The organism is Blautia sp. DFI.3.45 (genome assembly GCF_020593505.1).
GTDB lineage: Bacteria > Bacillota > Clostridia > Lachnospirales > Lachnospiraceae > Blautia_A > Blautia_A wexlerae.
In genome coordinates this window covers 1-25966 of record NZ_JAJDMI010000037.1, presented here as the reverse complement: position 1 = coordinate 25966, position 25966 = coordinate 1, and the positions used below count along the sequence as shown (strand labels likewise).

Genomic DNA, 25966 nt, shown 5'->3' with positions numbered 1-25966 from the left:
GATACCATGAAACCATTTTACAAAAAAAAACTAATTTATCTTTCATCTCCCACAAAGAACAACGCCATTGTTCCCGGACCTGAATGAGCGCCGATGGTGGCTCCTACCTGATTCATGATAATCGTGTTGATCTGGTATTTTTCTTTTACTTTCTCTGCCACATAATTTGCATCTTCTTCGCAGTCGCCATGACTGATAAAGATGGTATGGCAGGTGTCATGATAGCTGCCGATTTTCTCATCCATAAGCTTTACCAGCTCCTGAAGGGATTTTTTACGGCCGCGGACTTTACCGATGGCAGTGAGTTTTCCGTCGTTGTCTACATGAAGGACCGGTTTAATATTCAGCATACTTCCTACTACTGCAGTAGTTCTGGAAATGCGGCCTCCGCGGTATAGGTGGTTTAAATCGTTGACTGTAAAAAGGTGTACCATATGAAGCCTGTTCTCTTCTGCCCATTTCGCAACTGTCTCCATATCTTCTCCCTGCTCTTTCTTCTCCTGTGCAAGGTAAACCAGAAGCCCCTGACCAAGGGAAGCGCCAAGAGAATCTACCACGATGATCTTGCGGTCCGGATAATCCTCCATCAGTTCCTCTGCTGCGATACGGCTGCTATTGTATGTACCGCTTAAGGCAGAGGAAAATGCAATATGAAGAATATCTTTTCCTTCTTTCAGGTAAGGCTCCAGCAGTGCTTTTGCATTTTCAGGATTTACCTGTGCTGTGGTTGGCATGGAACCGTTTCTCATTGCCTCATAAAATTCATGCTCCGGAAGGAAATTTCCATGTGTATAATTTTTTCCATCCATGGAATAACTGAGATACATGCAGCCTACTCCATGGTCTTTGAGATATTTCTCCGGAAGATCTGAATTGTTGTCGGTGGTGATCACATATTCGCTCATGTTGTCGCCCTCTTTTTTCTGATATTTTTCACTTTATGCCCATTAACTGTTCAGTGTCTTAGCAACTACAAATCAAAATCCGCTGCCTGCTCAGTAATGGGCTTTTCATCTATAATAAAAATGCTTCTATTATAAATACAGATATATACAGTATAGCATCAAACCATCAGCCAAACAACTACTTTTCCTTCTCAACTGCCTTAATCGCTTCCTGCAGCTGATTATCCTCATCATGGGTAATCTCGTCTTTATTCTTATTCAGCAGGCTGGTATCCAGAGAAACCTCTATATCAGGTTTGATTCCTGTTTTGTTGATGTTGTTTCCTTTTGGAGTGTAGTAGTTGGCAACAGTCAGTTTAATGGCACTTCCGTCTGAGAGCTGGCGGATGGACTGTACCACGCCTTTTCCGTAAGTGGTTGTTCCGACAATCGTTCCAATACCATAATCCTGCACTGCACCGGCAAAAATCTCTGATGCACTGGCGCTGCTTTCATTTACCAGGACTGCAAGCGGAATCCGGAGTTCGTTTTTGCCATCACATTTTTCCTCTTCTCTATTTCCGTCCTTATCTTCGGTGTAAACGATCAGTCCTTCCGGAAGGATTTTCCGCAGGACATCACAGACAGAATCAAGAAGTCCACCCGGATTATCGCGGAGATCCACGATCATTTTCTCCATTCCCTGTTTTTGCAGGTCATCAAAAGCTTCCTGATACTGTTCGCCGGTAACGCCTGTAAACTGTGTAATGCGGATGTAGCCGATTTTAGAATCCAGCATTTCATGGAAAACAGACGGTAATTCCACATCTGTGACAGGGACTGTGATTTCCATGGCATCTTCTGCACCTTCTCTGTGAACAGTAAGCACCACACTGTCTTTATCTGAATTGCGGACAATGTCTGCAACATCAGATACTTCATCCTCTGTGATATCTTCCCCGTCAATGGCACTGATGATGTCCCCTTCCTCCAGTCCTGCTTTTTCTCCGGGACCACCCTCATAGCATTCAACAATCTTTACTCCGCCTTCTTTGTTCTTCTCCATAAGAATGCCGATCCCCACATAGCTTCCCTCATTGGAAGAATTCTCAGAATCGTATTCCTCTGCTGTATAATATCTGGAATAAGGATCATCCAGCCCATAGAGAAGACCTGCATAAAGCCCTTCCTGAAGCTTTTCTTCATCCTTATCTCCCAGATAGTATCTGTCGATCAGCTCTTCAAGATATGCCAGCTTTGATGTACACTTGCGATCACCAAGAGCTGTTCCTTTTGCTGCAAGACCTGTTCCTGCAAAAACACCTGTACCGATGCACGTCACAACCAGTGCTCCTGCTACTGCACCTTTCCAAAATTCTTTATTTTTCATGTCTGCACTCCTGTAAAAAAAGCCGCCGGTTTATGATATGATATCATTGTTCCGGCAGCTTCATGCTTATCTGCTTTTTATTATACTCTTAAATGCTTTCTTGTTGTAAAGAAACTTCCGATCAGTCCGATTCCAATTCCAAGTCCCAGACTTATTGGAAGTAATGTCTGGTAAATCTGCCATACCGGGATGAAATCCACCACACCTGTAAGCACATTAAACCTGGTCAGAATATAGGATATTGCCCCATTATAACAGAAATAAAGCACGATCAGCGGAACTGCTGCTCCGACCACCCCCAGAACCATGCCTTCCAGCAGGAATGGTGCTCTGACAAATGCGTCTGTAGCTCCTATGTATTTCATAATTCCAATCTCTTCTTTACGGACTGCAATTCCCACAGATACCGTATTGCTGATCAGGAATATGGAGATAATAAGCAGTAATACAATGATGGCAATGGAAATATAGGAAACCAACTTGTTGATATTTCCCAGTGTTTTTGCTGCTTCCTCAGACTGGTTGACTTTTCTTACATGTTTCAATTCCTGTATATAGGAAACAAGCTCTGACTGCTTCGTGATATCATTCATATACACACGATAGTTGGCTGAGTTTGCAAGAGGATTGTCGTCCTTAAATCCGTCTGCTGCCTCTGAGCCCTGGAAATACTGCTCTTTATATTCCTCCCATGCTTCATCAGCTGACTGATACTCTATTTTCTCTACTTCCGGACGTGCCTTGATCTTCTTTCCGATTGCTTTGATCTGTTTGTTTGTAGTTCCCTCTTCAAAGAATACCGTGATCGGCACCTCCTGCTCTACCTTATGTGCAATATTATTCACATTATTGACAATGGAGAAAAAGATTCCAAACAGAAAAATACAGGCAGCCATGGTGATAATGGAAGCCAGGGAAAACATCCAGTTTCTTTTGATATTTTTGACACCCTGTTTCAGAGTGTACCAGATTGTACTAGGCCTCATGATATTCTCCCTCTTTCTCGTCACTTATAATAGAGCCCTCATGCATGGTCACAACACGTTTGCGCATGGAATTTACAATATCCTTGTTATGTGTAACAACCACTACTGTAGTTCCTCTGTCGTTGATCTGTTCCAGAAGCTTCATGATTTCTTCGGAAGTCTTCGGATCCAGGTTTCCTGTAGGCTCGTCTGCCAGAAGGATATCCGGACGGTTGACCAGCGCCCTTGCCAATGCAACTCTCTGCTGTTCTCCACCGGAAAGTTCATCCGGGAAGGATTTGTATTTGACAGCAAGTCCAACTTCCTGAAGTACCTCCGGGACACGTTTACGGATTACTCTTGTGGGACGGTTGACTACTCTCTGGGCAAACGCTACATTCTCATATACATTTCTGTCTTTCAGAAGACGGAAGTCCTGAAATACTACGCCCAGCTTACGGCGGTATTTGGCTACTCTTCTGTGTTTCATTCCTTCCAGACGTTCACCGCTTACGATGATCTGGCCGGATGTGGAATCCAGCTCTTTCATAAGAAGTTTGATCAGGGTTGTTTTTCCTGAACCACTGTTTCCTACTACAAAGACGAATTCACCTTTATCTATATGTAAGTTCGCATGGTTCACTGCCGGAAGGCCGGGACCATAGGACTTGCTTACATCTATAAGATCTATCATAGATTTTTCCTCCAATGGGTTAATGAATTTGTAACATTATTGTAATGTATGTTTTTGGGGATTGCAAGAGATTTTTGAGGATTCATAGAATATTCACAGTAACGTAGCCAACATTCATTACAAATTGCCTGCGGCAACAAAATTTTGACTTGCATGTCTCGGGATATTGCATACCTTATCAATTGCAATCTCGATTTCTAACTATACACTGCAAGGCTGGATTTGTAAAGGTCAAAATGCCTGCGGCAGCAATTAAAGCTGCGGCAGGCATTGAAAATTTTCCTTCTATTATAATATATCAATATTCCAGTGTTTCCATATATTTCATGTAACGTACTACCATGAGTGCGATCTTGAATGTAATGGCATCTTCAAAAACGCGGAGATCAAGGCCTGTACTCTTCTGGAGTTTATCGAGGCGATAGACCAGAGTGTTTCTATGGATGTAAAGCTGTCTGGATGTCTCTGAAACATTGAGGCTGTTCTCGAAGAACTTATCAATTGTGACCAGAGTCTCTTCGTCAAAGTCATCCGGGGATTTGCCGCCGAAGATTTCTTTGATAAACATCTTACAGAGTGGGATCGGGAGCTGGTAGATCAGTCGTCCGATTCCCAGAGAGCTGTATGCGATCACTTCTTTATCTCCGAAGAAAATCTTACCTACATCAAGAGCCATGCGGGCTTCTTTATAGGAGCGTGATACTTCTTTCAGTTCATTGACGATAGTACCGTATGCCATATGTGTCTTACCGTCATTTCCCATTCCAAGAGTATCAAGGATAGTATGTGCAAGCTGATCCATCTCAGGATAATTCTCACCATCTTCAAGTTCCTTGACTACGATAATACTCTTCTCATCTACTGCTGTGATAAAGTCTTTACTTTTACCGCCGAAAAGACTCTTCACGCTTTCCATGGAGCTGTGGTCTTTCTCCTGTGGCATTTCAAGGATCATGACCACGCGGCGGACATCTGCCTCAATGTGCAGTTTCTTCGCACGATTATAAATGTCAACAAGAAGCAGGTTGTCAAGAAGCAGGTTCTTGATAAAGCTGTCTTTGTCAAAGCGTTCTTTATACGCTACGATCAGATTCTGGATCTGAAAAGCAGCGAGCTTGCCAACCATATAAGTATCTTCATCGTCGCCATGGGCGACCAGTATATATTCCAGCTGATAGTCATCACAGACTTTAAAATACTGGAACCCCTTTACAAGCTGGCTGTCGGCCTGTGATTCTACGAAAGCCTGTACATCCTGTGTTGCAATGGAAAAATCTGCAAAAGTACTTGCAAGCACTTTGCCTTCTGTGTCGAGTACACAAAATTCTGTTCTGGAAATTTCTTTTAACCCTTCAAGAGTATTCTGAAGCACTTGATTCGATATCATCTGATTTCAATCCCTTCTCATCCTATAGTGTTTATTTTCCGTTTTAACTATAAAACCTTATACCTGTATTGTATTTTAATATATATTTACCAAAAATGAAAGAGGAAAGAGAAAAAAATTTACAATTTTTTATATATTTTTTTGTATTACTTTTTTTCAATAAAACCTTCTCCATGAACTTCCCTGGCATCTGTCACTATCACAAAAGCTTCCGGATCAATTTCATCTACTTTTTCTTTAAGCATTACGATCTCTTTTTTATTTACCACGCAGAAAAGCATCAGTTTATCCTGTCCTGAGTACATTCCTCTGGCACTGATGCCTGTTACACCTCTGTCCAGATCTTTCATGATCATATCTGCTATTTCCTTTGGCTTTGCTGTAATGATATAGGCAGCTTTTGAGAATTTCAGACCTTCAATCAAACCGTCAGATACTTTTGTCACCAGATATACCGCAATAATCGCATAGAGTGCCTTGTGGATGCCAAACACATACATACCCACCAGTACAACGCCTGCATCTATAACCTGCATGATCTGTGCGATTGAATAGTGCTGCAGATATTTCTGGATGATAGCTGCCATCATATCGGTTCCTCCGGTTGTTCCGCCGCCCAGAAAGACAAGACCGATTCCCACACCCTGGATCACACCACCGTAAAGTGCGGCAAGAAGAAGATCATTGCCAGCAAGATTCCATACAGGTTCTATGGCAAGCCAGGTGGACAGAGCAATTTCTCCTATCAAAGCTTTTTTTACAAAGGAGAATCCATTAATCTTCCATCCGATCAGAAACAGTGGAATGTTCAAACCCATATTTGTTACCCAGAGAGGGATACCACCGTCAATGATTCCCTGACTCCCTGCTTTTATAATGATCGCGATACCTGAAAAGCCTCCGGTTACCATACCTGATGCATCAAATACGGAATTGATCGCCAGTGCCATTAATCCGGTTCCTGCTATGATCATCAGATATTCCAGAAGCTGTGATCTTTTTCCATTTACTAACTTCATTCATTTGCCTCCTTGTATTCTGTAAAAATAATATTTGTTTTATGCTTTCATGAATATCAGCCAGAGATACCGCTTTATCACTGTGCCGTAATTATTCTTCCATAAACTACAAGAACGGCAGCAATCCATGAAGGACTGCTCCCGCTCTTATTCTTACCTTATTTTTCAGGCTTATTGATAAAATTTACAAAATGATAACTCTCCATTATCTGGAAGTATTTAACGATCCTTGGATATAAAGGCTCTGCCTTCTCCCCAAATTCGTCTTTTACCAGTGCAGCAATATCTTCCACTGTCTTCCTGCCATCTATGAGTGGCCAGATAAATGTGCCATTGTCATCCAGATGTATCTTCGTATATCTGGGTTTTCCAAACAGCTTCTGGGCAATCGTGTTAAACGCGCCCTTATTCTCTATTTCCAACACCATTCTCCCCCTGATATCCGTATGCCAGCGAAGCTGTGCACTGCGCTCAGGAATGAGATCCAGATAATTGATCTGTATTTCTTTTTTCTTTTTACTCATTTAAATATTATCATCTCCGCCTGATCAGGCTTTCTTCTTGTTCCAGATACTGAATTTCAGAAGGCTTAAGATCATAAGTAACATCAGGATCACGCCGCCTGCATTACCAAGGTTAATGCTTCCGGAGAGATCAAATACACTGCTTACGTTTACTACTGCAAGGATTGCAAGAAGGATACCTACAAGACCTTCACCTGCGATCATACCTGCACAGTAAAGTGTACCGTCTGTTGCCTGTTCTTCTTTTTTCTTATCATCAACATTCTTTCTTCCGTCAACGAACATACGAACAACACCACCGATCATGATAGCAGCGTTGAGGTAGATTGGAAGATAAAGACCGATAGCAAATGGCATAACCGGAATTCTTAAGATTTCCAGACCAATTGCAAGGAATACACCGATAAATACCAGTGTCCATGGAAGCTTGCCGCCCATGATACCTTCTACGATCATCTTCATCAGAGTTGCCTGAGGAGCAGGTACTTCTGCACTTCCGTATCCCCATGCAGTGTTCAGAAGATAAAGAACTCCACCGATAGCAAGACCGGCAGCAACAACACCGATAAGCTCACCGATCTGCTGCTTCTTAGGAGTTGCACCAAGAAGATAACCTGTCTTTAAGTCCTGTGAAGTATCACCTGCGATTGCTGCTACGATACAGATTACGGAACCAATAGCAATTGCTGCTTTCATTCCGTCGATACCGGTATTGCCGGATGCTTTGATAACCATTGTTGCGATCAGAAGAGTAGCGATAGCCATACCTGATACAGGGTTGTTGGAGCTTCCTACAAGACCAACCATACGGGAAGATACAGTTGCAAAGAAGAAGCCGAAGATTACGATAATCAGCGCACCGATCGGGTTAACCGGGATAGCCGGAACAAGCCAAATGATCGCAACCATTGCCACAATACCGATCAGGATAACGTTCATTGGAAGATCCTGTGCAGTTCTTTCTGTACTTGTATTCTTACCGCCCTTCATGCTCTTCATGGAATCACGGAAGGTTGCAATGATCAGAGGCAGGGATTTGATCAGAGAAATAATACCACCTGTTGCGATAGCTCCTGCTCCGATATATTTTACATAAGTACTCCAGATTTTAGATGCTCCGCCTGCTGCATAAAGAGCAGAAATTGTTTCTGTTCCGGGATACATAACTGTATCAGCTCCGAACAGACAGATTACCGGAATCAGCACCATCCAGCCAATAAGAGAACCAACAAACATAAAGGATGCGATTCTTGGTCCTACGATATATCCAACACCGAGAAGTGCAGGATAGCATTCCATACCAATTTCACCTTTGAATCCTTTAAATGCTACTGCAACGTCTGCAGGGATTACCTTTAAACCGTCAACGACAAATTTAAAGATCGCTGCGATTCCCATACCTGAGAATACTGTCGCAGCGTTTGCACCACCCTCTTCACCTGCAAGAAGAACATCTGCGCAGGCAGTTCCTTCAGGATAAAGAAGTGTTGCATGCTCTTTTACGATCAGTGCGTTACGAAGTGGTACCATAAAAAGTACACCAAGAACACCACCGCAAAGTGCGATTAATGTGATTTCCACGATACCCGGCATTTCACAAAGTCCTTCTTCTGCCCAAAGGAACAGAGCTGGCATTGTGAAAATTGCACCGGCTGCCAGTGATTCACCGGCTGAACCGATTGTCTGGACCATGTTGCTCTCCAGAATGGAGTTCTTTTTCATGATCTTGCGAATTACGCCCATGGAAATAACTGCTGCCGGAATGGAAGCAGATACAGTCATACCAACACGCAGACCAAGATAAGCATTGGCTGCACCGAAGATGACTGCAAGGATAACACCCATGATGATGGATGTCACCGTAAATTCTGGTGTGATCTTGTCAGCCGGAATATACGGTTTGAACTCTTTGTTTTCGTTCATGATTTCCTCTCCCTTTTGTATTGATTTATAAACATAGAACATTATAGCGAAATTTATACAAAAAGGCAAGGTGAAAAAACTGGTTTTTTATGCACTTTACCATATTAATGTGCTAACTTGATAATCTCTTAACATATCAGCACGCTCAAACAGCATATTTTTACCCTGTTTTATCAGTCTATTCATCTGAATCCAACTGTTTAATCAGGTATCTCCCGACAATTCTGGAAAAATTCGAAATATCCCGGATATATGCGAAATCTTTGCCAAATATCTTTTTTTCTGTGGAAAGGTCTTTTTCTTCCCCTGCAAAGACTCCCAGAACACTTACTCCAAGGTTTCGCAGGTGCCGCACTTCTGTAGCAGTATCATTGATCGCATATTTTCCCATATAAGGTTCCGGGTTCTTTGCGTGAGGTCTGTTTACGATGACATCATATGGTTTTCCATCACTTAATACAATGAGGATTTTTTTCTCCTCAGATCTCTGAAGCAGACCGTATCCTGCGGTTTTGATAGCAAGTCCATCCCTGTTATTGGAAGAAGTTACATAATTAAAAATATTTTCATTAGCTGACTGTGGATCATCGTACTCACGGAATCTGTGAAGGATCGTATAGTCCCAGAATGTGCAGAAGCTCATGACACGGTGAGGCAGGTTTACATTACTTAATGCTTCACTGATGATATAAGCCTGTAATGCCACATCTCCCTGCCTGGACATCTGGGAACCGCTGGCATCGATCAGCACATCTACTACGAAATCAGATGCATCAGATTTCAATTCTCTTTTAAACAGATTTGCTTCACTGCTTCTGCCCACACGCCAGAGTCTGGACGGAATGATTGTTCCTCTGTCTGACAGTACTTCCTGCGTCTCGCTTTTCAGCACCAGCGTCTTTCGCAAAAGATCTGTGAGGGATGCTATGTTCTGCTTTACGATTCTGTGTTTGTCATGGTAGAGCCAGATATTCTTATTCTTTAATCGCACTGCATATTCGTACTGATAGTTTCGTTTGACCGGATTCTTAAGAATTCCTTCTGTAAAATAAAGGCTGCAGTCTCTGTGAAGTTCCCTGCACATCAGATAATTCATTCGCTTCTCTTCTGCAGGAGTCAGATAAGTTTTTCCGAAATTCAACTCAACATAGGTATATGCTTTCTCAAGTTCTTCCTCTGTGAGAATTGTAATTTTGTGTTTGGTCTGGCGCTGTTTTTCCATTTCTTCAGTGACAGCAGTGTCTTCCATGTCCGTAATCTTATTTGTCATCTGTTCGATGTAACTCTCCAGAGCTTCCTCATAAAGTTCTTCTGTGAGAAAATCTTCCCAGTCGTATTCTGTCAGTTCTTCCAGGGTGACTGCCATAACCTGTTCCAGTGTTCCATGATCTTTCTCAAAATTCGGATCAATGATAGTGTTGTAAAGACTGTCAATAATACGGATCAATTCTATAGTGTCTGCAGCTGTTCTGGCTTTATAAACCATGTCGCGGATTTTCCGAAGACGCTCTTCTACATAATGGTTTCCATTCTGCAAACGGTCACGCAGGATGGCAATCTTCAATCGGCCAAGAATATCTCCGTATGCGGGCATCTGTTCAAACTCCTGGTCCAGGATATCCTCGAATGCTTCCTTCTGCATCTCCCGGACCCCCGGACGCTCCTGACAGATTTTATCCCCGATTGCTTCTTCTACACATAGCTGTGCTACTGCAGTCAGTTCTCCCTCTCCTGCCTGGCAGAAAACTTTTTTTACCAGATATAAACCCAGCAGATTTCTGTCATAATATTTTGCCAGAGCGCCCTGCTTGATGCCGTCATACAGAGCGATTGCTTTTGAGCGCAGATACAGGGAAACGTCTACTTTCATATTTAACGTGTAATCCCCGCTGATAGTCCAGAGGAGATTGCGGATCCTGTTTTCCAGTTCCAGACGGTAATCGTCGATTTCTACGATTTTCTCATCTTTCATATACATCATCCCTTGTCCAGTCTGCCGGAATTCTGGTTTTCACAATATCCTCTACGATTTCTTTCTCGAAAATGTCAAAAGTCTTGTTCACCACTCCCATAGTAACTGCTTTTCTCGGAGAAAGTCCGGTTTCTACAATCTTCATGGCTGCAAGGAGACCTCGCAGATCCAGAGGTTTGGTGGAAATTTCACTGTTTGTGGCTTTGAGCTGAAGATCCAGGAATACTCCGATGAACTGTGTTCTGGCGTTTTCTTTTATATTTGGAAACATCCGTTGGAAAATAAATTTCAGGGATTCTTCAGTCTGAGCCGGCATGTCAATAACCAGGAATCTGGATACCAGCGCTTCATTGAGTTCTTTGGTTCCTGCATAACCGTAATTCATGGTTCCGATAAAACGGGCAGCCGGATGAAGATCAATTTTGTCATAGCCCGGGACATCGATGGAACGGCGATAATCCAAAGTTGCATGAAGAACGGAAACTGCATCGTTCTTTGCCATATTAATTTCGTCGAGGATTCCGAAACCACCGTATTCTGCACACTGATAGATAGTTCCTTTGCGAAGCTTAACTTCGTTGTCCACGAAAGTGTCTGTGCCGATCAGATCTCCACTGTTGGTATTTACATGAAAGGAAACATTATATGCGGGACGGTTGAAAATATATGCCAGGTTCTCTGCAAGGATATTTTTTCCTGTTGCCTTCGGACCGGTGAGTAATAGATTCTCCCCTTTGAGCAGTCCGGCAATGGCCATTTCCAGAATGTCTTTTCCGTAAAATGGAATGGATGGTTTCACAATCCTGCCTGCTGTTTCCGGTGCCACTTCATACCGGCTGCGGAATTCTTCTACTCTCTTTATCAGTTCAGAGGCTACCTGCTGCTCCTCCAGAAATTTCAGTTCTTCCATTTAGTTCTCCTTTATATAACTATTATAGTCCAGTTTGTGTTATAGAAAAAGGCCGCTTATCTTTTACAGATTCACGACCCTTTTATTATAGCATTCTTCTTTATATTTTTACAACATTATACTTCAAATACAAGATCTCCATAAGATGGCATCGGCCACATTTCCTTATCTACGATCATTTCCAGTTCATCCACCGGCTCACGTAAAGCTTCCATTGCAGGAACCACCTTTTCTCTGCAGAATACGGCTCTGTCCCGTCCCTCTGCATTTTCCGGGATCTTCTCAACCAGTTTGCTCAGCTTACTCATGGCACTGTTTGCAGCCTTTAAGAGTTTTGACGCTTTCTTAAGCAGGTCAAGCTGTACACTTACATCGATCAGCCCTTCGCCCGCTGTTTTCACTGTATTGATGGATTCGCCAAGAACAGTGGTATATCTGATAACTGCCGGAATAATCTGCTTGGTTGCCATGTCGATCATTGTCTTTGCTTCAATATTGATTGCTTTAGAGTAAATCTCATATTTAATCTCTGCGCGTGATTCAAGCTCAGCTCTTGAGAATACATCAAAAGATTCAAAGAGTTTCACTGCCTTCTCTGTAGTAAGTGCAGGGATTGCATCCACCATGCTCGGAAGGATCGGAAGTCCGCGGCGTTTAGCTTCCTTCTCCCATTCCGGCGCATAGCCGTTTCCGTTAAATACGATCTTCTGATGATCTGTGGCATATTCTTTGATCAGGTCATGTACCGCCAGTTCGAAATCAGGAGCTTTTTCCAGACGGTCACATACTTCCTTAAATACTTCTGCCGTGATCGTATTCAGGACTACGTTACATGCGGAAATAGAATCTCTTGAGCCCACCATACGGAATTCAAATTTATTTCCTGTGAAAGCAAAAGGTGAAGTACGGTTACGATCTGTGGCATCCTTCATGAAATCAGGCAGAGTCTTAACACCTGTTTCCAGCTTACTTCCCTTTTTACTGTGAGTTGCTGTTCCTGTGCTGACCAGCTGTTCCAGAACATCCTCCAGCTGCTCTCCAAGAAATACGGAAATCACTGCCGGCGGTGCCTCATGGCCGCCAAGTCTCTGGTCATTTCCCACATCTGCCGCAGATTCACGCAGAAGATCTGCATGTTCATCTACTGCTTTCAGGATACAGGTGAGGACCAGAAGGAACTGAATATTTTCATGAGGTGTTTTGCCCGGATCCAGAAGATTGATTCCGTCATCTGTGGTAAGAGACCAGTTGTTATGCTTACCGGAGCCATTCACACCTGCAAATGGTTTCTCATGAAGGACACAGCGCATTCCATGGCGGCTGGCAACCTTTTTAAGAATACGCATCATCATCTGGTTCTGGTCTGCTGCGATATTGACCGGTGCATAAATCGGTGCAAGCTCATGCTGTGCAGGGGCAACCTCATTATGCTGTGTCTTTGCAGGAATTCCAAGCTTCCAACATTCTTCATTTACCTCTTTCATGTATGCGGAAATTCTCTGACGGATACTTCCAAAGTAATGGTCATCCATTTCCTGTCCCTTCGGAGGCATAGCTCCAAAAAGAGTTCTGCCTGTATAGATCAGGTCTTTTCTCTGAAGCCATTTCTCTTTATCGATCAGGAAATATTCCTGCTCTGCTCCTACTGACGGAGTTACTTTCTTAGAAGTTGTATTTCCGAAAAGTCTCAACAGACGGAGTGCCTGGGTGTTGATTGCTTCCATAGAACGAAGAAGTGGTGTCTTCTGGTCAAGTGCTTCTCCCGTATAGGAACAGAATGCAGTAGGAATACAGAGTGTTCCACCTGCTGCATCATGACGGACAAAAGCCGGTGATGTACAGTCCCATGCTGTATATCCTCTCGCCTCAAAAGTTGCTCTTAATCCACCGGACGGGAAAGAAGATGCATCCGGTTCACCTTTGATCAGTTCTTTTCCGGAGAAAGACATCAGGACCTTGCCGTTATCCATCGGAGCTGTGATAAAAGCATCATGTTTCTCTGCTGTCACACCTGTAAGGGGCTGGAACCAGTGGCTGTAATGTGTGGCACCTTTCTCGATGGCCCATTCTTTCATCTCGTGTGCTACTACATCCGCAATTTCCATAGACAGTTCTTTGCCCTCTTCTATGGTTTTTTTCAATTCTTTGTAGATCTTCTTCGGAAGTCGTGCCTGCATGACGGAATCATTAAACACGTCACATCCAAAAGTCTCTACTACATTGATATACTCACCCATTTTATTTCTCCTTTTTATTTATTAACGGGGAAATTCCAATTGATCTGGTTTCCTCATTTTTTGTACTTTTCAGATACAGATTCAGTGCTTCGTGGCAGTTTTCAATCTCTATCTGTGTATGACTGCCGCCGTATTCACCGTCCAGAGTCCATGGTACCGGTTCTTCTGAGGTAATGGTCACCCTGGCTGATTTAAAAGAATGAATCAGATCTGTATTGTCCTCTGCTGTCAGCATTGCAGTCATGATCTCCTGCAATTCCAGCGGATTCTTCGGTCTTGTAATCATGGTAACTTCAAAAAGTCCGTCATTCATATCCACGTTCTTGCCTGTAAGGTTCTTAAACCCTCCCACTGAACGGGAATTGGTGATCATCCCAAAGATGAAGTCATCCTCCACAGTTAATTCTTCGGATTCAATTCTCATATGGTATGATTTGATATCAAAAAGGCGTTTCACTCCCTCAAGAAGATAGGCTACATGGCCAAGGATATTCTTGAGATCCTGATCTGTCTGATAGGCTACATCTGTGAAAAGACCGAAAGCTGCTATATATGTAAAGCTCTGGTTATTGAATCTGCCGATGTCACAGTGATAAAGTTTCTCTTCCATAATCATGGAAGCGGCATCTGTCATGCTTTTCGGCATAAAGAGACTGTTTGCAAAGTCGTTGGTGCTTCCTGCCGGAATGTATCCGATGGGAATGGAACTCTTCTTTTCCATTACTCCGGTAACCACCTCATCAAGAGTCCCGTCTCCGCCGCTACATACGATAAGGTCCACTTTGGATTCGTATTCTTTGGCTTTCTCGTAGGCATCTTTTGGTTTCTGTGTGGAATAGATAATGACTTCATAACCGCCTTTGTTGAAAATATCTACTATATCAAGCAGGTTTGTTTTGATCTTGCCTTTACCTGCCTTGGGATTGAAAACAAAGAGCATTTTTTTGTTCATTTCGAGCAACTCTCCTTTTTTCAGGGTTTAAATGCGTAGTTTTCAGAGTACGCAGATTTCTATTTATATAATATAAGAAAAAAGGGTGGAAAAGTCAATGGGGTTTGACGGGCAAAAAAATTGGGGACGACAGGAAATATTTTTGGTTTCAGGTGCGGTTTCGCGGGCTAATAACTCTAGGTGTGTGGAAATCTGCTAAAAACATTCAAAAATTACTCAAACTCGCTTCGCTCAGACAGTGAGCAATTTTTGAATAACGCAGATTCCCACGCACCAAGAGTTACTACGCCCACTGCAAATGCACCTGAAACCAAAAATATTTCCTGCCTGTTGGCTGGCTGCGGGACTGCCGGGCTGTTACTGCTCACTTCGTTCACAGTAATGCGCCTTGCAACGACAGGCTATGCAGATGATATTTTCTCACAGAAAATTTTGCAGGATGGTAACGCATAAAACGGGACTGGTGAATAATTGCAATTTTTCCTAATTTCTTATGGTAAGTTGTATTTTAGCGTGATAAAATGGGGATTGTATTTATTTGTATTTATTATAGAAGGGACTTATTACAATTACAAAGAGAATTTTTAAAATGAATTTGTATAGAAAGGATTTCTTATTCATATGATTAAATTAATTGCTTCAGATATAGATGGAACTTTGGTAAAGGATGGGACTCTGGCTATTGACAGGGAGTATATGGAGGTTATCGGAAGGCTGATTGATAAGGGGATTGTGTTTGTGGCATGCTCTGGACGGCAGTACAGAAGTGAGAGAAAACTGTTTGCCCCTGTCGCAGACAGACTGCTTTATATCTCTGACGGAGGAACTGTTGTACGGACTCCGAAGGAGATTCTGAAAGTGGATACTCTGCCGGACGAAATCTGGAAAGGAATGTGTTCTATGGTAAGAGAGAATATGCCTTCCTGTGATTATTTTATTTCCACACCTGAACGCTGTTTCGCAGAAGACGGAGGCAGCCAGATGTTTCACTGGCTGAGAGATTCTTACGGATATGATATCCATGAAGTTCCGGAAATGTTAAAACTCGAGGGGCAGCAGGTAAACAAATTTGCTGTCTACCACCCCAACGCCTGTGAGGAAATGTGCGCCCCTTTATTCACTCCCACCTGGAAAGACAAAACAGTTATGGCTGCCGCCGGCAAGGAATGGATGGACTGTACTGCCCCAGGTTCCGGCAAAGGTCCTTCCGTCGCTTTCCTGCAGGAATATCTGGGAATTTCACCTGACGAAACCTGTACTTTCGGAGACAACCTCAACGATATTGAAATGCTTCAGAATGCCGGTCTCAGCTACGCAGTCTCCAACTCCCGCCCCGAAGTCCGGGCTGCCGCCAAAAATACCTGCCCGCCCTACTGGGAAAACGGAGTTCTGCAAATTCTGAAGTCTTTCTTATAAAAGATACGAATTACTCCAGTTCATACCAATACACAGCGCAGAAACATATTTCATTTCGTGTGCATTTGCAGGAGTCTTAGAACTTCTTAGCTGATAAAAATATGCGTTATAAGAAAAATGACCCACTGTCTGAGCCGCAGCATGCGGCGAGTTTGGGTCATTTTTCTTATGTTTTTAGCATATTTTTAGCAGCTTAGAAGTTCTTAGGCTCCGAAACCGCACACGAAATGAAATATGTTTCTGCGCGTCCCCTTTTCAATATTTAAGCTTCCATTACCGCATCCTTCATAGCTTTCACATACTCTTTCACATACGGTACACAGTCCGCGCCATGTTCTGCACACAACTTCACAATTGCAGATCCCACAATAGCCCCGTCCGACTGTGCTGCCATCTTCTTCGCCTGTTCCGGCGTAGAAATTCCAAATCCAACTGCACAAGGAATATCTTTCGCCTGTTTTACCAGCTTCACCATTGCCCCGATATCTGTAGTAATATTAGTTCTTGTTCCTGTAACACCAAGAGAAGAAACACAATACACAAACCCTTCCGCATCCTTCGCAATCTGTGCGACCCTCTCATGAGAAGTCGGCGCGATCAGAGAGATCAGATCAATACCGTGTTTCTTGCAAACACTGTCAAATTCCTCTTTTTCCTCATACGGCACATCCGGCAGAATCAGACCGTCCATTCCGATCTCTGCGGCAGTTTTAATAAACCGCTCCGTTCCGTAAGAAAATACCACGTTTGCATAAGTCATAAACACCATAGGAACAGAACTGTTCTTTCTGATCTTTACCACCATGTCAAATACCTTATCTGTAGTCACACCACCGGAAAGTGCTCTCACATTTGCTCTCTGGATCACCGGTCCCTCTGCTGTAGGATCAGAAAACGGAATCCCAAGCTCGATCAGGTTTGCACCAGCTTCCTCCATTGCATAGACAAGCTGCTCTGTCACTTCCAGAGACGGATCTCCACAGGTAATAAACGGGATAAATGCCTTTCCTTTTTCAAATGCTTCTGTAATTCTCTTATTCATGAATATCCTCCCCTCTGTAACGCGCGATTGCTGCGCAGTCCTTATCTCCACGTCCGGAAATTGTAATGACCACGATCTGGTCTTTTCTCATCTGCGGAACAATTTTCTTTGCGTAAGCTACTGCATGAGCACTCTCAATAGCAGGAATGATTCCCTCTGTTCTGGAGAGATATTCAAATGCCTCTACTGCTTCTTCGTCTGTGACAGGTACATATTCTGCACGTCCTGTATCATAGAGATGCGCATGTTCCGGTCCGATTCCCGGATAATCCAGACCTGCGGAAATGGAATATACAGGTGCGATCTGACCATATTCATCCTGGCAGAAATAAGATTTCATTCCATGGAAGATTCCCAGTTTGCCGGTTGCAATGGTAGCTGCTGTCTCTGCCGTATTTACGCCACGTCCTGCTGCCTCACATCCGATCAGACGGACATCTTTGTCATTGATAAAATTGTAGAATGTTCCGATCGCATTGGATCCGCCACCTACACATGCAAGAACTGCATCCGGAAGTCTGCCCTCTTTTTCAAGGATCTGCTCTTTGATCTCTTTGGAGATCACTGCCTGGAAATCACGGACAATTGTGGGGAATGGGTGAGGACCCATTACAGAACCAAGTACATAATGTGTATCGGAAATACGGTTTGTCCACTCTCTCATTGTCTCGGAAACAGCATCCTTCAGTGTTGCAGTACCGGAAGTAACTGCATTGACCTTTGCACCCAGAAGACGCATTCTGTATACATTTAATGCCTGACGTTCTGTGTCTTCTTTTCCCATGAAGATTTCACATTCCATACCCATAAGAGCTGCTGCTGTTGCTGTTGCCACACCATGCTGACCTGCGCCTGTTTCTGCAATGACACGGGTCTTGCCCATTTTTTTTGCAAGAAGTACCTGACCAAGTACATTGTTGATTTTGTGAGCACCTGTATGGTTTAAGTCTTCTCTCTTTAAGTATACTTTTGCTCCACCCAGATCTTCTGTCATGTGGGATGCAAAGTAGAGACGAGATGGTCTTCCTGCATATTCGTTCAGAAGCTCTGTAAGCTCTGCGTTAAACTCCGGATCATCTTTATAATGGTTGTAGGCTTCCTCCAATTCGATGACAGCATTCATCAGTGTTTCCGGAATGTACTGTCCTCCATGGATGCCGAATCTTCCTTTTGACATCTGTATATGTCCTCCTTTTATGTATGTAATCCCTGGCCTGTCAGATGGTCGGTCAGAGTATTCTATGTTCTTTCTGAATTAGTCAAGCGGATATTCGCAATCCGCTTCGCTACGCGGCTCTACACCGAATAACTGCTCCGCAGTTTATCAGAAGGAGCTTGCACTCCTCCTGATACAAGCAAGTCCCCACCCACTGCTTATTGCTTTTCGCAATTGAAGCAGGTGACTTACTTGATTCGGTTATCTTATTTTATATGCACCAGTTGAACTGCCTTCAAAATCTTATCTCTGTCTTTCATTCCATCCGTCTCCACACTGCTGCTCAGATCTACTGCATAAGGATGAATAGTCCGGACGGCTGTTTCCAGATTATCTGCACCCAGTCCTCCTGCCAGGAAAAACGGTCTGTCTATCTCCGGGATCAGTGACCAGTCAAAGGTCTGTCCGGTTCCACCGCCACCCTGATCAAGCAGTATATAATCTGCCGGACTTTTCAGGGCATTTTCAATATCCTGAGCTGTTTTTACGGAAAAGGCCTTTATAACCTGATGACCTGTATTCTTTTGGATTCTCCGTATATATGCCTCATCTTCCTGTCCATGAAGCTGTGCAATATGGATAGTTCCGTCAAGAAGCAGTTCCTCCACACGCTCAGGTGCTGCATTTACAAAAACACCTACAGGGATAATGTCCGGATTAAGTTTTGCAGTAAGTTCTCTCACCAATGCACCTGTAACATTTCTGCTGCTCTTCGGAAATTCTATGATAAATCCGCAGTAGTCAGGTTTTGCTTCATTTACATAGGTAATGTCTTCCGGGCGTTTCAGACCACAGATTTTGATTTTGGTTCTTTGCTGTTGTTCTCTGGTCATATTCTATCCTCTCAGATAATATTCGATCTTTCAGCGTAACGGGCTGCCATTCAGGCTTTCCAGTGCTGCTTTCTTGTCCGGACTTCGCATCAGTGTTTCACCGATCAGTACCCCATCCACTTTATTCTCATAAAGAAGCCGGATATCCTCCGGGGTGCGGATTCCGCTCTCGGAAACAAAAACCACATTGTCCGGTGCCATTTTTCTCAGGCGAATGCTGTTGTTCATATCTACCTGAAAGGTTCTCAGATCCCGGTTATTGACTCCCACGATCTCTGCCCCGAGATTTAAGGCCCTGTCCACTTCGTACTCATCGTGTGCTTCTACCAGTGCATCCAGTCCCAGCTCTTTTGCAAGCTGTCTGTATGCTCTTAATTCTCCGTCATCCAGAATGGCGCAGATAAACAATACCGCGGAAGCACCAAGGGATTTCGCCTGATAGATCATATATTCATCTACTGTAAAATCCTTGCGGAGTACAGGTATCTGTACAGCGGCTGCGATTTCTCTCAGATACTGGTCTGCTCCCTTGAAATAAAAAGGTTCTGTGAGACAGGAGATTGCACTTGCACCTGCCTGTTCATATTCCTTTGCAATTGCCAGATATGGAAAATCCGGTGCAATCAGTCCCTTTGAGGGGGAGGCTTTCTTTACCTCGCAGATATAGGACATACCGTCTTTTTGTAATGCCTGGAGAAATGTGATTTTCTGCCTTGCATTTTTATTTACTTCCTGAATCCGGTTCTCCAGCTCCGAAACAAAAATACAGGACTTTTCTTTTGCAATTCTTTCTCTTGTTCTGGCTGCTATTTCTTCTAATATATTCTTCATAATCTCTATGATTTTTCTGTAACTGTTCTGTATATCCACAGTCAGCAGATTACCGGACAGTTACAGATTTCCTTTACATTAGTAATTTGGGGTTGCTTTTTATTTATTTGTCTCTTCTACAAATTCTCCCAGTTTTTTCAGTGCTGCACCGCTGTCGATGAGGGATTCTGCCAGCTTCACTCCTTCTTCTATGGAAGCGGCTTTTCCTGCGATATAGAGTGCTGCACCTGCATTTAAACATACCGCCTGACGCTTCGGACCTTTTTCCTCACCTTTCAGGATTGCTTTTGTGATCTCTGCGTTTTCTGCAGGTGTACCACCTGTCAGGGCACCCTTCTCACATCTCTCATATCCAAACTGTTCCGGTGTGATCTCATAGGAAGTAAATTTGCCATCCCTGATCTCACATACAGAAGTAGGTGCGCACATGGAAATCTCATCCAGACTGTCCTGTCCATAGACAACCATTCCTCTGTTAACACCCAGATTTGCCATAACCTGTGCCAGTGGCTCCACCAGTGACTGATCGTAAACTCCCATCAGTTCCATGTTTGCACCTGCCGGATTACTTAACGGTCCAAGAATGTTAAATACAGTACGGATTCCTAGCTCTTTACGGATCGGTGCCACATATTTCATTGCAATGTGATAATTCTGCGCAAACAGGAAGCAGATGTTGATCTTTTTCAGGATCTCTGCACTGCGTTCCGGCGTCAGTGTAATCTTCACTCCCAGTGCTTCCAGAACATCTGCTGCACCGGATTTGGAGGATGCTGCCCTGTTTCCATGTTTTGCAACCGGAACACCGCCTGCTGCGATCACCAGAGAAGAAGTAGTGGAAATATTGAAGGAATTAGAACCGTCTCCGCCGGTACCCACGATTTCAAGCACATCCAGGTTGTGGAGAAGTTTGATACAGTGAGCTCTCATTCCTGCTGCGGAAGCTGTGATCTCATCAATTGTCTCTCCTTTTAAAGCTAATGCAGTAAGATAAGCAGACATCTGTACAGGTGTTGCCTGACCGCTCATAATCTCGTCCATTACAGCTTCTGCTTCCGCATAAGCTAAATCCTGTTTCTTTGATAATTTAATAATGGCTTCCTTAATCATTTCTCACTACCTCCATAAAGTTCTCTATCATCACTCTGCCGTCCGGTGTCATTACCGATTCAGGATGAAACTGTACTCCGAACACAGGATATTTTGTATGTTCCACTGCCATGACCTCTCCGTCCTCTGACTCTGCTGTCACCTTAAGTTCTGCAGGCAGGGTATCCTTTAACGCTGCCAGGGAATGATATCTGGCTGCTGCAAAGGTATCCGGCAGGTCCTTGAAAAGCCGGCTTTCTCCTGTTTTATACATCAGTTTTTTCTTTCCATGCATCAGTTCCTTTGCATAGGAAACGGTTCCTCCAAAAGCTTCGCAGATGGACTGATGTCCCAGGCACACACCCAGAATGGGGATTTTTCCTGCAAATTCTTTAATCGCCGGAATACAGATACCTGCATCCTCCGGCCTTCCCGGACCAGGGGATAAAATGATGGCTTCCGGTTTCATCTCTGCGATTTCTTCCAGTGTACACTCATCGTTTCTCACTACTTTGATATCCGGTTCCACTGCGCCGATGAGCTGATATAAGTTGTAGGAAAAGCTGTCATAATTATCGATCAGTAATATCATTCTAATCCCTCCTGTGCCTGTTCAATTGCCTGTACCACTGCTCTTGCCTTGTTGCAGCATTCCTGAAATTCCTTTTCCGGTACACTGTCTGCCACGATTCCGGCACCTGAACGGATACAGATTTCTCCGTTTTTCTTATAAACCAGGCGGATGGCAATACAGGTATCCAGATTTCCTGCAAAATCCAGATATCCGATGGCGCCTCCGTAAATGCCTCGTTTGCTCTGTTCCAGTTCCTCGATGATCTGGCAGGCTCTGAATTTGGGTGCTCCGGAAAGGGTTCCTGCCGGAAGGATTGCGTCTACTGCATCCACAGCGTCTTTATCATCCCGGATGATTCCTGTTACTGTGGAGCCCAAATGCATTACATGGGAAAAACGTTCTACGCAGAGATACTTTTCTACTTTTACAGTTCCGATCTTGCTGATCTTTCCAATATCGTTTCTTCCCAGGTCTACCAGCATATTGTGTTCTGCCAGCTCTTTCTCATCTTTCAGAAGTCCCTCTTCAAGTTCTTTATCCTCTTCTCTTGTCTTTCCTCTTGGTCTGGTTCCTGCCAGAGGGAAGGTACTTAAGGTGCCATTTTCCAGCTTCGCAAGGGTTTCCGGGGAAGCACCTGCCAGTTCAATGTCATCACTGGAGAAATAAAACATATAAGGAGAAGGATTAGATGCCCGAAGAACCCGGTAAGTATCAAACAGGCTTCCTGTTGCTTTCGCACGCATGGGATTGGAAAGTACTACCTGGAAAATATCACCTTCTCTGATGTAATGTTTGGCTTTCTCCACCATCTCTGCATATTTTTCTTTCGGAAATTTCGGCTGTATTTCTGACTGAAGTCTCAGCGGTTCAAATTCCATATGCTCCCCGTTTCGGATCAGCTGCGCCATTTCCTCCAATTTCTTTACTGCTTTCTCGTAGGAGGCTTCCAGATCATCTGTCATCACACCTGTGATCAGAAGTACTTTCTGTCTGAAATGGTCAAATACGATCACCTGATCAAAAAGCATTAAATCCATGTCCCTGAAATCTTGCTGTTCCCTGTCCTCCAGTTTCAGCTTTGGTTCACTGTATTTGATATAATCGTAGGAGAAATATCCTACCAGACCGCCTGTAAAAGGAGGCATCTTTTCCATTACCGGAGTTTTATATTTCCGGATGATTTCTCTGAGAGTATCACCGGGATGTGTGACCCGCCTTACGGTTTCCTCTGTTTTTCCCTCAGCATCGGTTGTCCGGATCTTCAATGTTCCGTCTGTACAGGTAATCTCCATGGATGGTTCATACCCCAGGAAAGAATACCTTCCCCACACTTCTGTCTGGCTGGCACTTTCCAGCAGATAACAATGGCGGCTGGCCTTTCGCAAAATGCGCATCACCTCTACCGGTGTATATCTGTCTGCATAAAGTTCTCTGCACAGAGGAATACGACGATATTCTTTTTTCTGTGCAAGCTGCCTGATAGTTTCTAATGTTGGATACATGGAAACACCTCCTGTGATTAATTCAGTTTCTGTCAGGAACATAAAAAAGCCCGCCCTTGACAGAATTATCGTTTCTGTCAAGGACGAGCGTATATACTTCACCCGCGGTGCCACCTTGATTTACGGTTTGAACCGTACTCTTTGCGAAATACCTTCATATTCCCGGCAACTGACGTATGCCTCACGTCACAGGATACTCAGCTCACTCTGTAATCTTCAACCTTTCACTGTGCCCTCAGCGGCCCATTTGGCAGACTGCATTTCCACCCGGCTCTCACCTTCCCGGATTCTCTGTGCGCGCATGACTGCTTTGACTTCCGCTTCATCGGTTTAATCTGTTAAATTTACACTTAATTTACCACCGGAAGCTATATTTGTCAACCCTGAATTTCATTCAATAACATATTTTTATCATTATCAGTTACTGTTCACTGGTAATATCCCGCGAGGTGTTTTTTGTGAACGAAGGTCACAGAAAACCCGAGACATACCGCGCGAATTTATGCGATTAGCATAAATTAAGTTTGCAAAGCAAACGATACTCCTTGGGCTTTGCACAAAGAGGTTCATATTTCCTGCATTGCGAAGCGTGTTGCTGTGAACAGAGTGAACAGTAACCATTATCAGGAAATTCATTACAGATATCTGCAGTCTGCTTTCACCACATATCTGCACCAGATAATCATTTACTATAATCTGAATAAAAGCGCAAAACCAGATATTCCCAGTTTCGCGCTTTTTATTGTTTTACTTATTCACTTTCGAACAATCCCAGTGTGCCAACAAGTTGATTCTGCCGCTATTTCTTCTGTGTCTCTTTTTTCTTCATGTCAAGAATCTCTTCTGCGATCTCAACTTCGGATTTCTCATCCGGCGGAAGCACGATATTCAGAATAATAGCAAACAGTGCTGCAGGTACAATTCCTGAACCACCAAAGATCAGTGTGATCGCCTGCGGCATATGTGCAAGGACTGCTGAGTTTGCCCCAAGTCCATAGCCAAGACCAAGTGCAACGGAGACAATTGTTACGTTTCTCGGAGTTACCGGCCATTTTGTGATAAGCTGGATACCGCTGACAACAATAGATGAGAACATCATAACTGCCGCACCGCCCAGTACACTCTGAGGCATGATGGAGATCAGTGCTGCAAGCTTAGGAAACAAACCACATGCGATAAGGAAAATACCGCCTGTTGCAATTGAGAAACGATTTACAACCTTATTCATTGCAACCAGACCTACGTTCTGGCTAAAAGAAGTATTCGGAAGTACGCCAAATACTGCTGCCAGTGAAGATCCAAGGCCATCACACATAACGCCGCCGGAAAGCTCTTTGTCTGTAGCTTCTCTTCCAAGACCGCCCTCTGTGATACCGGAAATATCACCGACAGTTTCTACAGCTGTTACAATAAACATGATGCAGATCGGAACGATTGCCCTTGCATCAAATACCCATTTGACAGGCATGATCTTCGGCACTGCAAACCAGGATGCGCTTGCTACTTTATCCCAGTTAAGAACCCAGGATTTGGTAGCTTCTACTGTTGCACCTGCATCATCCACATAGGTAAATGTTGTAGGAAGAACTGCCGCCATAATACTTACCAGCACATATCCAACGATAATGCCGATCAGAATTGATGCAAAGCTTGTAAATCCTTTCGTCCCATGTTTTAATACGACAATTACGACCAGAACTACAAAACCTACAAACAGATTCTCCAGAGAACCGTAGTCCTTAGCGGAACTTCCTCCTCCAAAAGAACTGATGCCAACAGCAATCAGTGAAAGACCGATTGATAATACAACGGTTCCTGTTACAACTGACGGAAAAAATTTTCTCAGTGGTTTCAGGAAGCTTCCCAGTACAGTTTCAAAAAGACCGCCGATAAAGGATGCCGCCATGATCGCACCATACGCAACCACTCCATTACCCATGACTCCTGCAACACTCTGGCATACGCCAATGAAACCGGAACTGGTTCCCATAACGATGGGGAGTTTACCACCCACAGGTCCTATGGTAAATACCTGAACCAAAGTTACAATACCTGCGATCAGCATGGCATTCTGCAGAAGTGCTACCTGCAGTTCTCCGCCGGCTTCGATTCCACAGGCTGCTGTGATGATCAGAAGCGGTGTAAGGTTACCTACGAACATAGCCAGCACATGCTGCAAACCAAGAGGAATCGCCAGCTTCAGTGGCGGCCTTCCATCAAGGTCGTAGGGTGTTACTGTGTTTTTCTCTTGTTTCTCCATTCCTTTCCCTCTCTTTCGTGAATGTTGATGTGATTCGGCAAAAGGTTTTACAATAGCGATTTTTCCTATAATCAAAAACAAGGCAGTTATCCTTTTTTGAATAACCACCCTGTTATCATTTCATACTACTGTCATTACAATGAACTTTTGCTTTCACCTTTTTGCATTATAAAGGATTTTGGGGATTATGGCAATAGTAAAAAGAAATTTTGTATATTTTTGTATGAATATGCCGGCAACATAAAAAAGCCTGTAAACCTTTCACTCGATTTACAGACTCATCTTTCGTGTAGTAGCGAGAGGGGGATTCGAACCCTCGACACCACGGGTATGAACCGTGTGCTCT

General features: G+C 43.7%; 22 protein-coding genes. 2 read left to right on the top strand and 20 right to left on the bottom strand.

Annotated features, from left to right (window positions below; all coding sequences use genetic code 11):
• Positions 1-35: 35 nt before the first annotated feature.
• The 12 genes from LJE09_RS12520 to LJE09_RS12465 all read right to left on the bottom strand — a co-directional run bounded on the left by LJE09_RS12520 (position 36) and on the right by LJE09_RS12465 (position 14857).
• Positions 36-905, bottom strand: a complete 870-nt coding sequence (locus LJE09_RS12520) for a DegV family protein (protein ID WP_022380151.1) — start codon at positions 903-905, stop codon at positions 36-38.
• A 178-nt stretch (positions 906-1083) separates the two neighbouring features.
• On the bottom strand, positions 1084-2274 hold the full coding sequence (locus LJE09_RS12515; RefSeq protein ID WP_055052541.1) for a S41 family peptidase: 1191 nt from the start codon (positions 2272-2274) through the stop codon (positions 1084-1086).
• A gap of 80 nt (positions 2275-2354) precedes the next feature.
• Positions 2355-3260 carry a permease-like cell division protein FtsX gene (gene ftsX, locus LJE09_RS12510; RefSeq protein WP_008707359.1) on the bottom strand — a complete coding sequence of 302 codons (906 nt, stop codon included), beginning with the start codon at positions 3258-3260 and terminating at the stop codon, positions 2355-2357.
• Positions 3250-3933 carry a cell division ATP-binding protein FtsE gene (gene ftsE, locus LJE09_RS12505; RefSeq protein WP_008707358.1) on the bottom strand — a complete coding sequence of 228 codons (684 nt, stop codon included), beginning with the start codon at positions 3931-3933 and terminating at the stop codon, positions 3250-3252. The genes ftsX and ftsE overlap by 11 nt, the downstream gene beginning before the upstream one ends.
• Before the next feature lie 298 nt (positions 3934-4231).
• Entirely contained in the window at positions 4232-5320 is a 1089-nt protein-coding gene (locus tag LJE09_RS12500) for a PucR family transcriptional regulator (RefSeq protein WP_008707357.1), read from the bottom strand.
• A gap of 146 nt (positions 5321-5466) precedes the next feature.
• Positions 5467-6339 carry a YitT family protein gene (locus LJE09_RS12495; protein ID WP_008707356.1) on the bottom strand — a complete coding sequence of 291 codons (873 nt, stop codon included), beginning with the start codon at positions 6337-6339 and terminating at the stop codon, positions 5467-5469.
• A 158-nt stretch (positions 6340-6497) separates the two neighbouring features.
• Entirely contained in the window at positions 6498-6863 is a 366-nt protein-coding gene (locus LJE09_RS12490) for a PqqD family protein (protein WP_022380147.1), read from the bottom strand.
• Positions 6864-6887: 24 nt separating this feature from the next.
• Positions 6888-8786 carry an OPT family oligopeptide transporter gene (locus LJE09_RS12485; RefSeq protein ID WP_008707353.1) on the bottom strand — a complete coding sequence of 633 codons (1899 nt, stop codon included), beginning with the start codon at positions 8784-8786 and terminating at the stop codon, positions 6888-6890.
• Between the two features lie 178 nt (positions 8787-8964).
• Positions 8965-10758 carry a cobaltochelatase CobT-related protein gene (locus LJE09_RS12480; protein WP_070100090.1) on the bottom strand — a complete coding sequence of 598 codons (1794 nt, stop codon included), beginning with the start codon at positions 10756-10758 and terminating at the stop codon, positions 8965-8967.
• Positions 10748-11668: an AAA family ATPase gene (locus LJE09_RS12475; protein ID WP_227311392.1), complete on the bottom strand. Its 921-nt coding sequence runs from the start codon at positions 11666-11668 to the stop codon at positions 10748-10750. The genes LJE09_RS12480 and LJE09_RS12475 overlap by 11 nt, the downstream gene beginning before the upstream one ends.
• 116 nt (positions 11669-11784) lie before the next feature.
• Positions 11785-13905, bottom strand: coding sequence for a glutamine synthetase III family protein (locus LJE09_RS12470; RefSeq protein WP_173702266.1), 2121 nt, complete (start codon positions 13903-13905; stop codon positions 11785-11787).
• A gap of 1 nt (position 13906) precedes the next feature.
• Positions 13907-14857 carry a diacylglycerol/lipid kinase family protein gene (locus tag LJE09_RS12465; RefSeq protein ID WP_008707346.1) on the bottom strand — a complete coding sequence of 317 codons (951 nt, stop codon included), beginning with the start codon at positions 14855-14857 and terminating at the stop codon, positions 13907-13909.
• Positions 14858-15106: 249 nt separating this feature from the next.
• On the opposite strand from LJE09_RS12465, the gene LJE09_RS12460 reads away from it, so the two are divergent.
• Both LJE09_RS12460 and LJE09_RS12455 read left to right on the top strand, forming a co-directional pair.
• The gene (locus LJE09_RS12460; RefSeq protein WP_055150390.1) at positions 15107-15310 is read left to right on the top strand and encodes a hypothetical protein; all 204 of its coding nucleotides are present in this window, start codon (positions 15107-15109) and stop codon (positions 15308-15310) included.
• A gap of 168 nt (positions 15311-15478) precedes the next feature.
• Positions 15479-16273: a Cof-type HAD-IIB family hydrolase gene (locus LJE09_RS12455; protein WP_118573886.1), complete on the top strand. Its 795-nt coding sequence runs from the start codon at positions 15479-15481 to the stop codon at positions 16271-16273.
• Between the two features lie 262 nt (positions 16274-16535).
• On the opposite strand, the gene trpA is transcribed toward LJE09_RS12455, so the two are convergent.
• From trpA to LJE09_RS12415, 8 genes are all read right to left on the bottom strand, one after another.
• Entirely contained in the window at positions 16536-17315 is a 780-nt protein-coding gene (gene trpA / locus LJE09_RS12450; protein WP_227311391.1) for a tryptophan synthase subunit alpha, read from the bottom strand.
• A complete protein-coding gene (gene trpB, locus LJE09_RS12445; protein ID WP_055058796.1) occupies positions 17308-18492 on the bottom strand; it encodes a tryptophan synthase subunit beta in 1185 nt (394 codons plus the stop codon). The genes trpA and trpB overlap by 8 nt, the downstream gene beginning before the upstream one ends.
• A 245-nt stretch (positions 18493-18737) precedes the next feature.
• The gene (locus tag LJE09_RS12440) at positions 18738-19364 is read right to left on the bottom strand and encodes a phosphoribosylanthranilate isomerase (protein ID WP_118566238.1); all 627 of its coding nucleotides are present in this window, start codon (positions 19362-19364) and stop codon (positions 18738-18740) included.
• A 30-nt stretch (positions 19365-19394) separates the two neighbouring features.
• Positions 19395-20195, bottom strand: a complete 801-nt coding sequence (gene trpC, locus LJE09_RS12435) for an indole-3-glycerol phosphate synthase TrpC (RefSeq protein ID WP_082419146.1) — start codon at positions 20193-20195, stop codon at positions 19395-19397.
• Between the two features lie 99 nt (positions 20196-20294).
• Positions 20295-21305, bottom strand: coding sequence for an anthranilate phosphoribosyltransferase (gene trpD, locus LJE09_RS12430; protein WP_055150405.1), 1011 nt, complete (start codon positions 21303-21305; stop codon positions 20295-20297).
• On the bottom strand, positions 21298-21876 hold the full coding sequence (locus tag LJE09_RS12425; RefSeq protein ID WP_055150407.1) for an anthranilate synthase component II: 579 nt from the start codon (positions 21874-21876) through the stop codon (positions 21298-21300). Before LJE09_RS12425 ends, trpD begins: the two co-directional genes overlap by 8 nt.
• Positions 21873-23360 (bottom strand): anthranilate synthase component I, encoded by a 1488-nt coding sequence (gene trpE / locus LJE09_RS12420; protein WP_173697440.1) that lies wholly within the window; start codon positions 23358-23360, stop codon positions 21873-21875. The genes LJE09_RS12425 and trpE overlap by 4 nt, the downstream gene beginning before the upstream one ends.
• A gap of 799 nt (positions 23361-24159) precedes the next feature.
• Positions 24160-25620: a uracil-xanthine permease family protein gene (locus LJE09_RS12415; RefSeq protein ID WP_118566237.1), complete on the bottom strand. Its 1461-nt coding sequence runs from the start codon at positions 25618-25620 to the stop codon at positions 24160-24162.
• Positions 25621-25966: the final 346 nt, after the last annotated feature.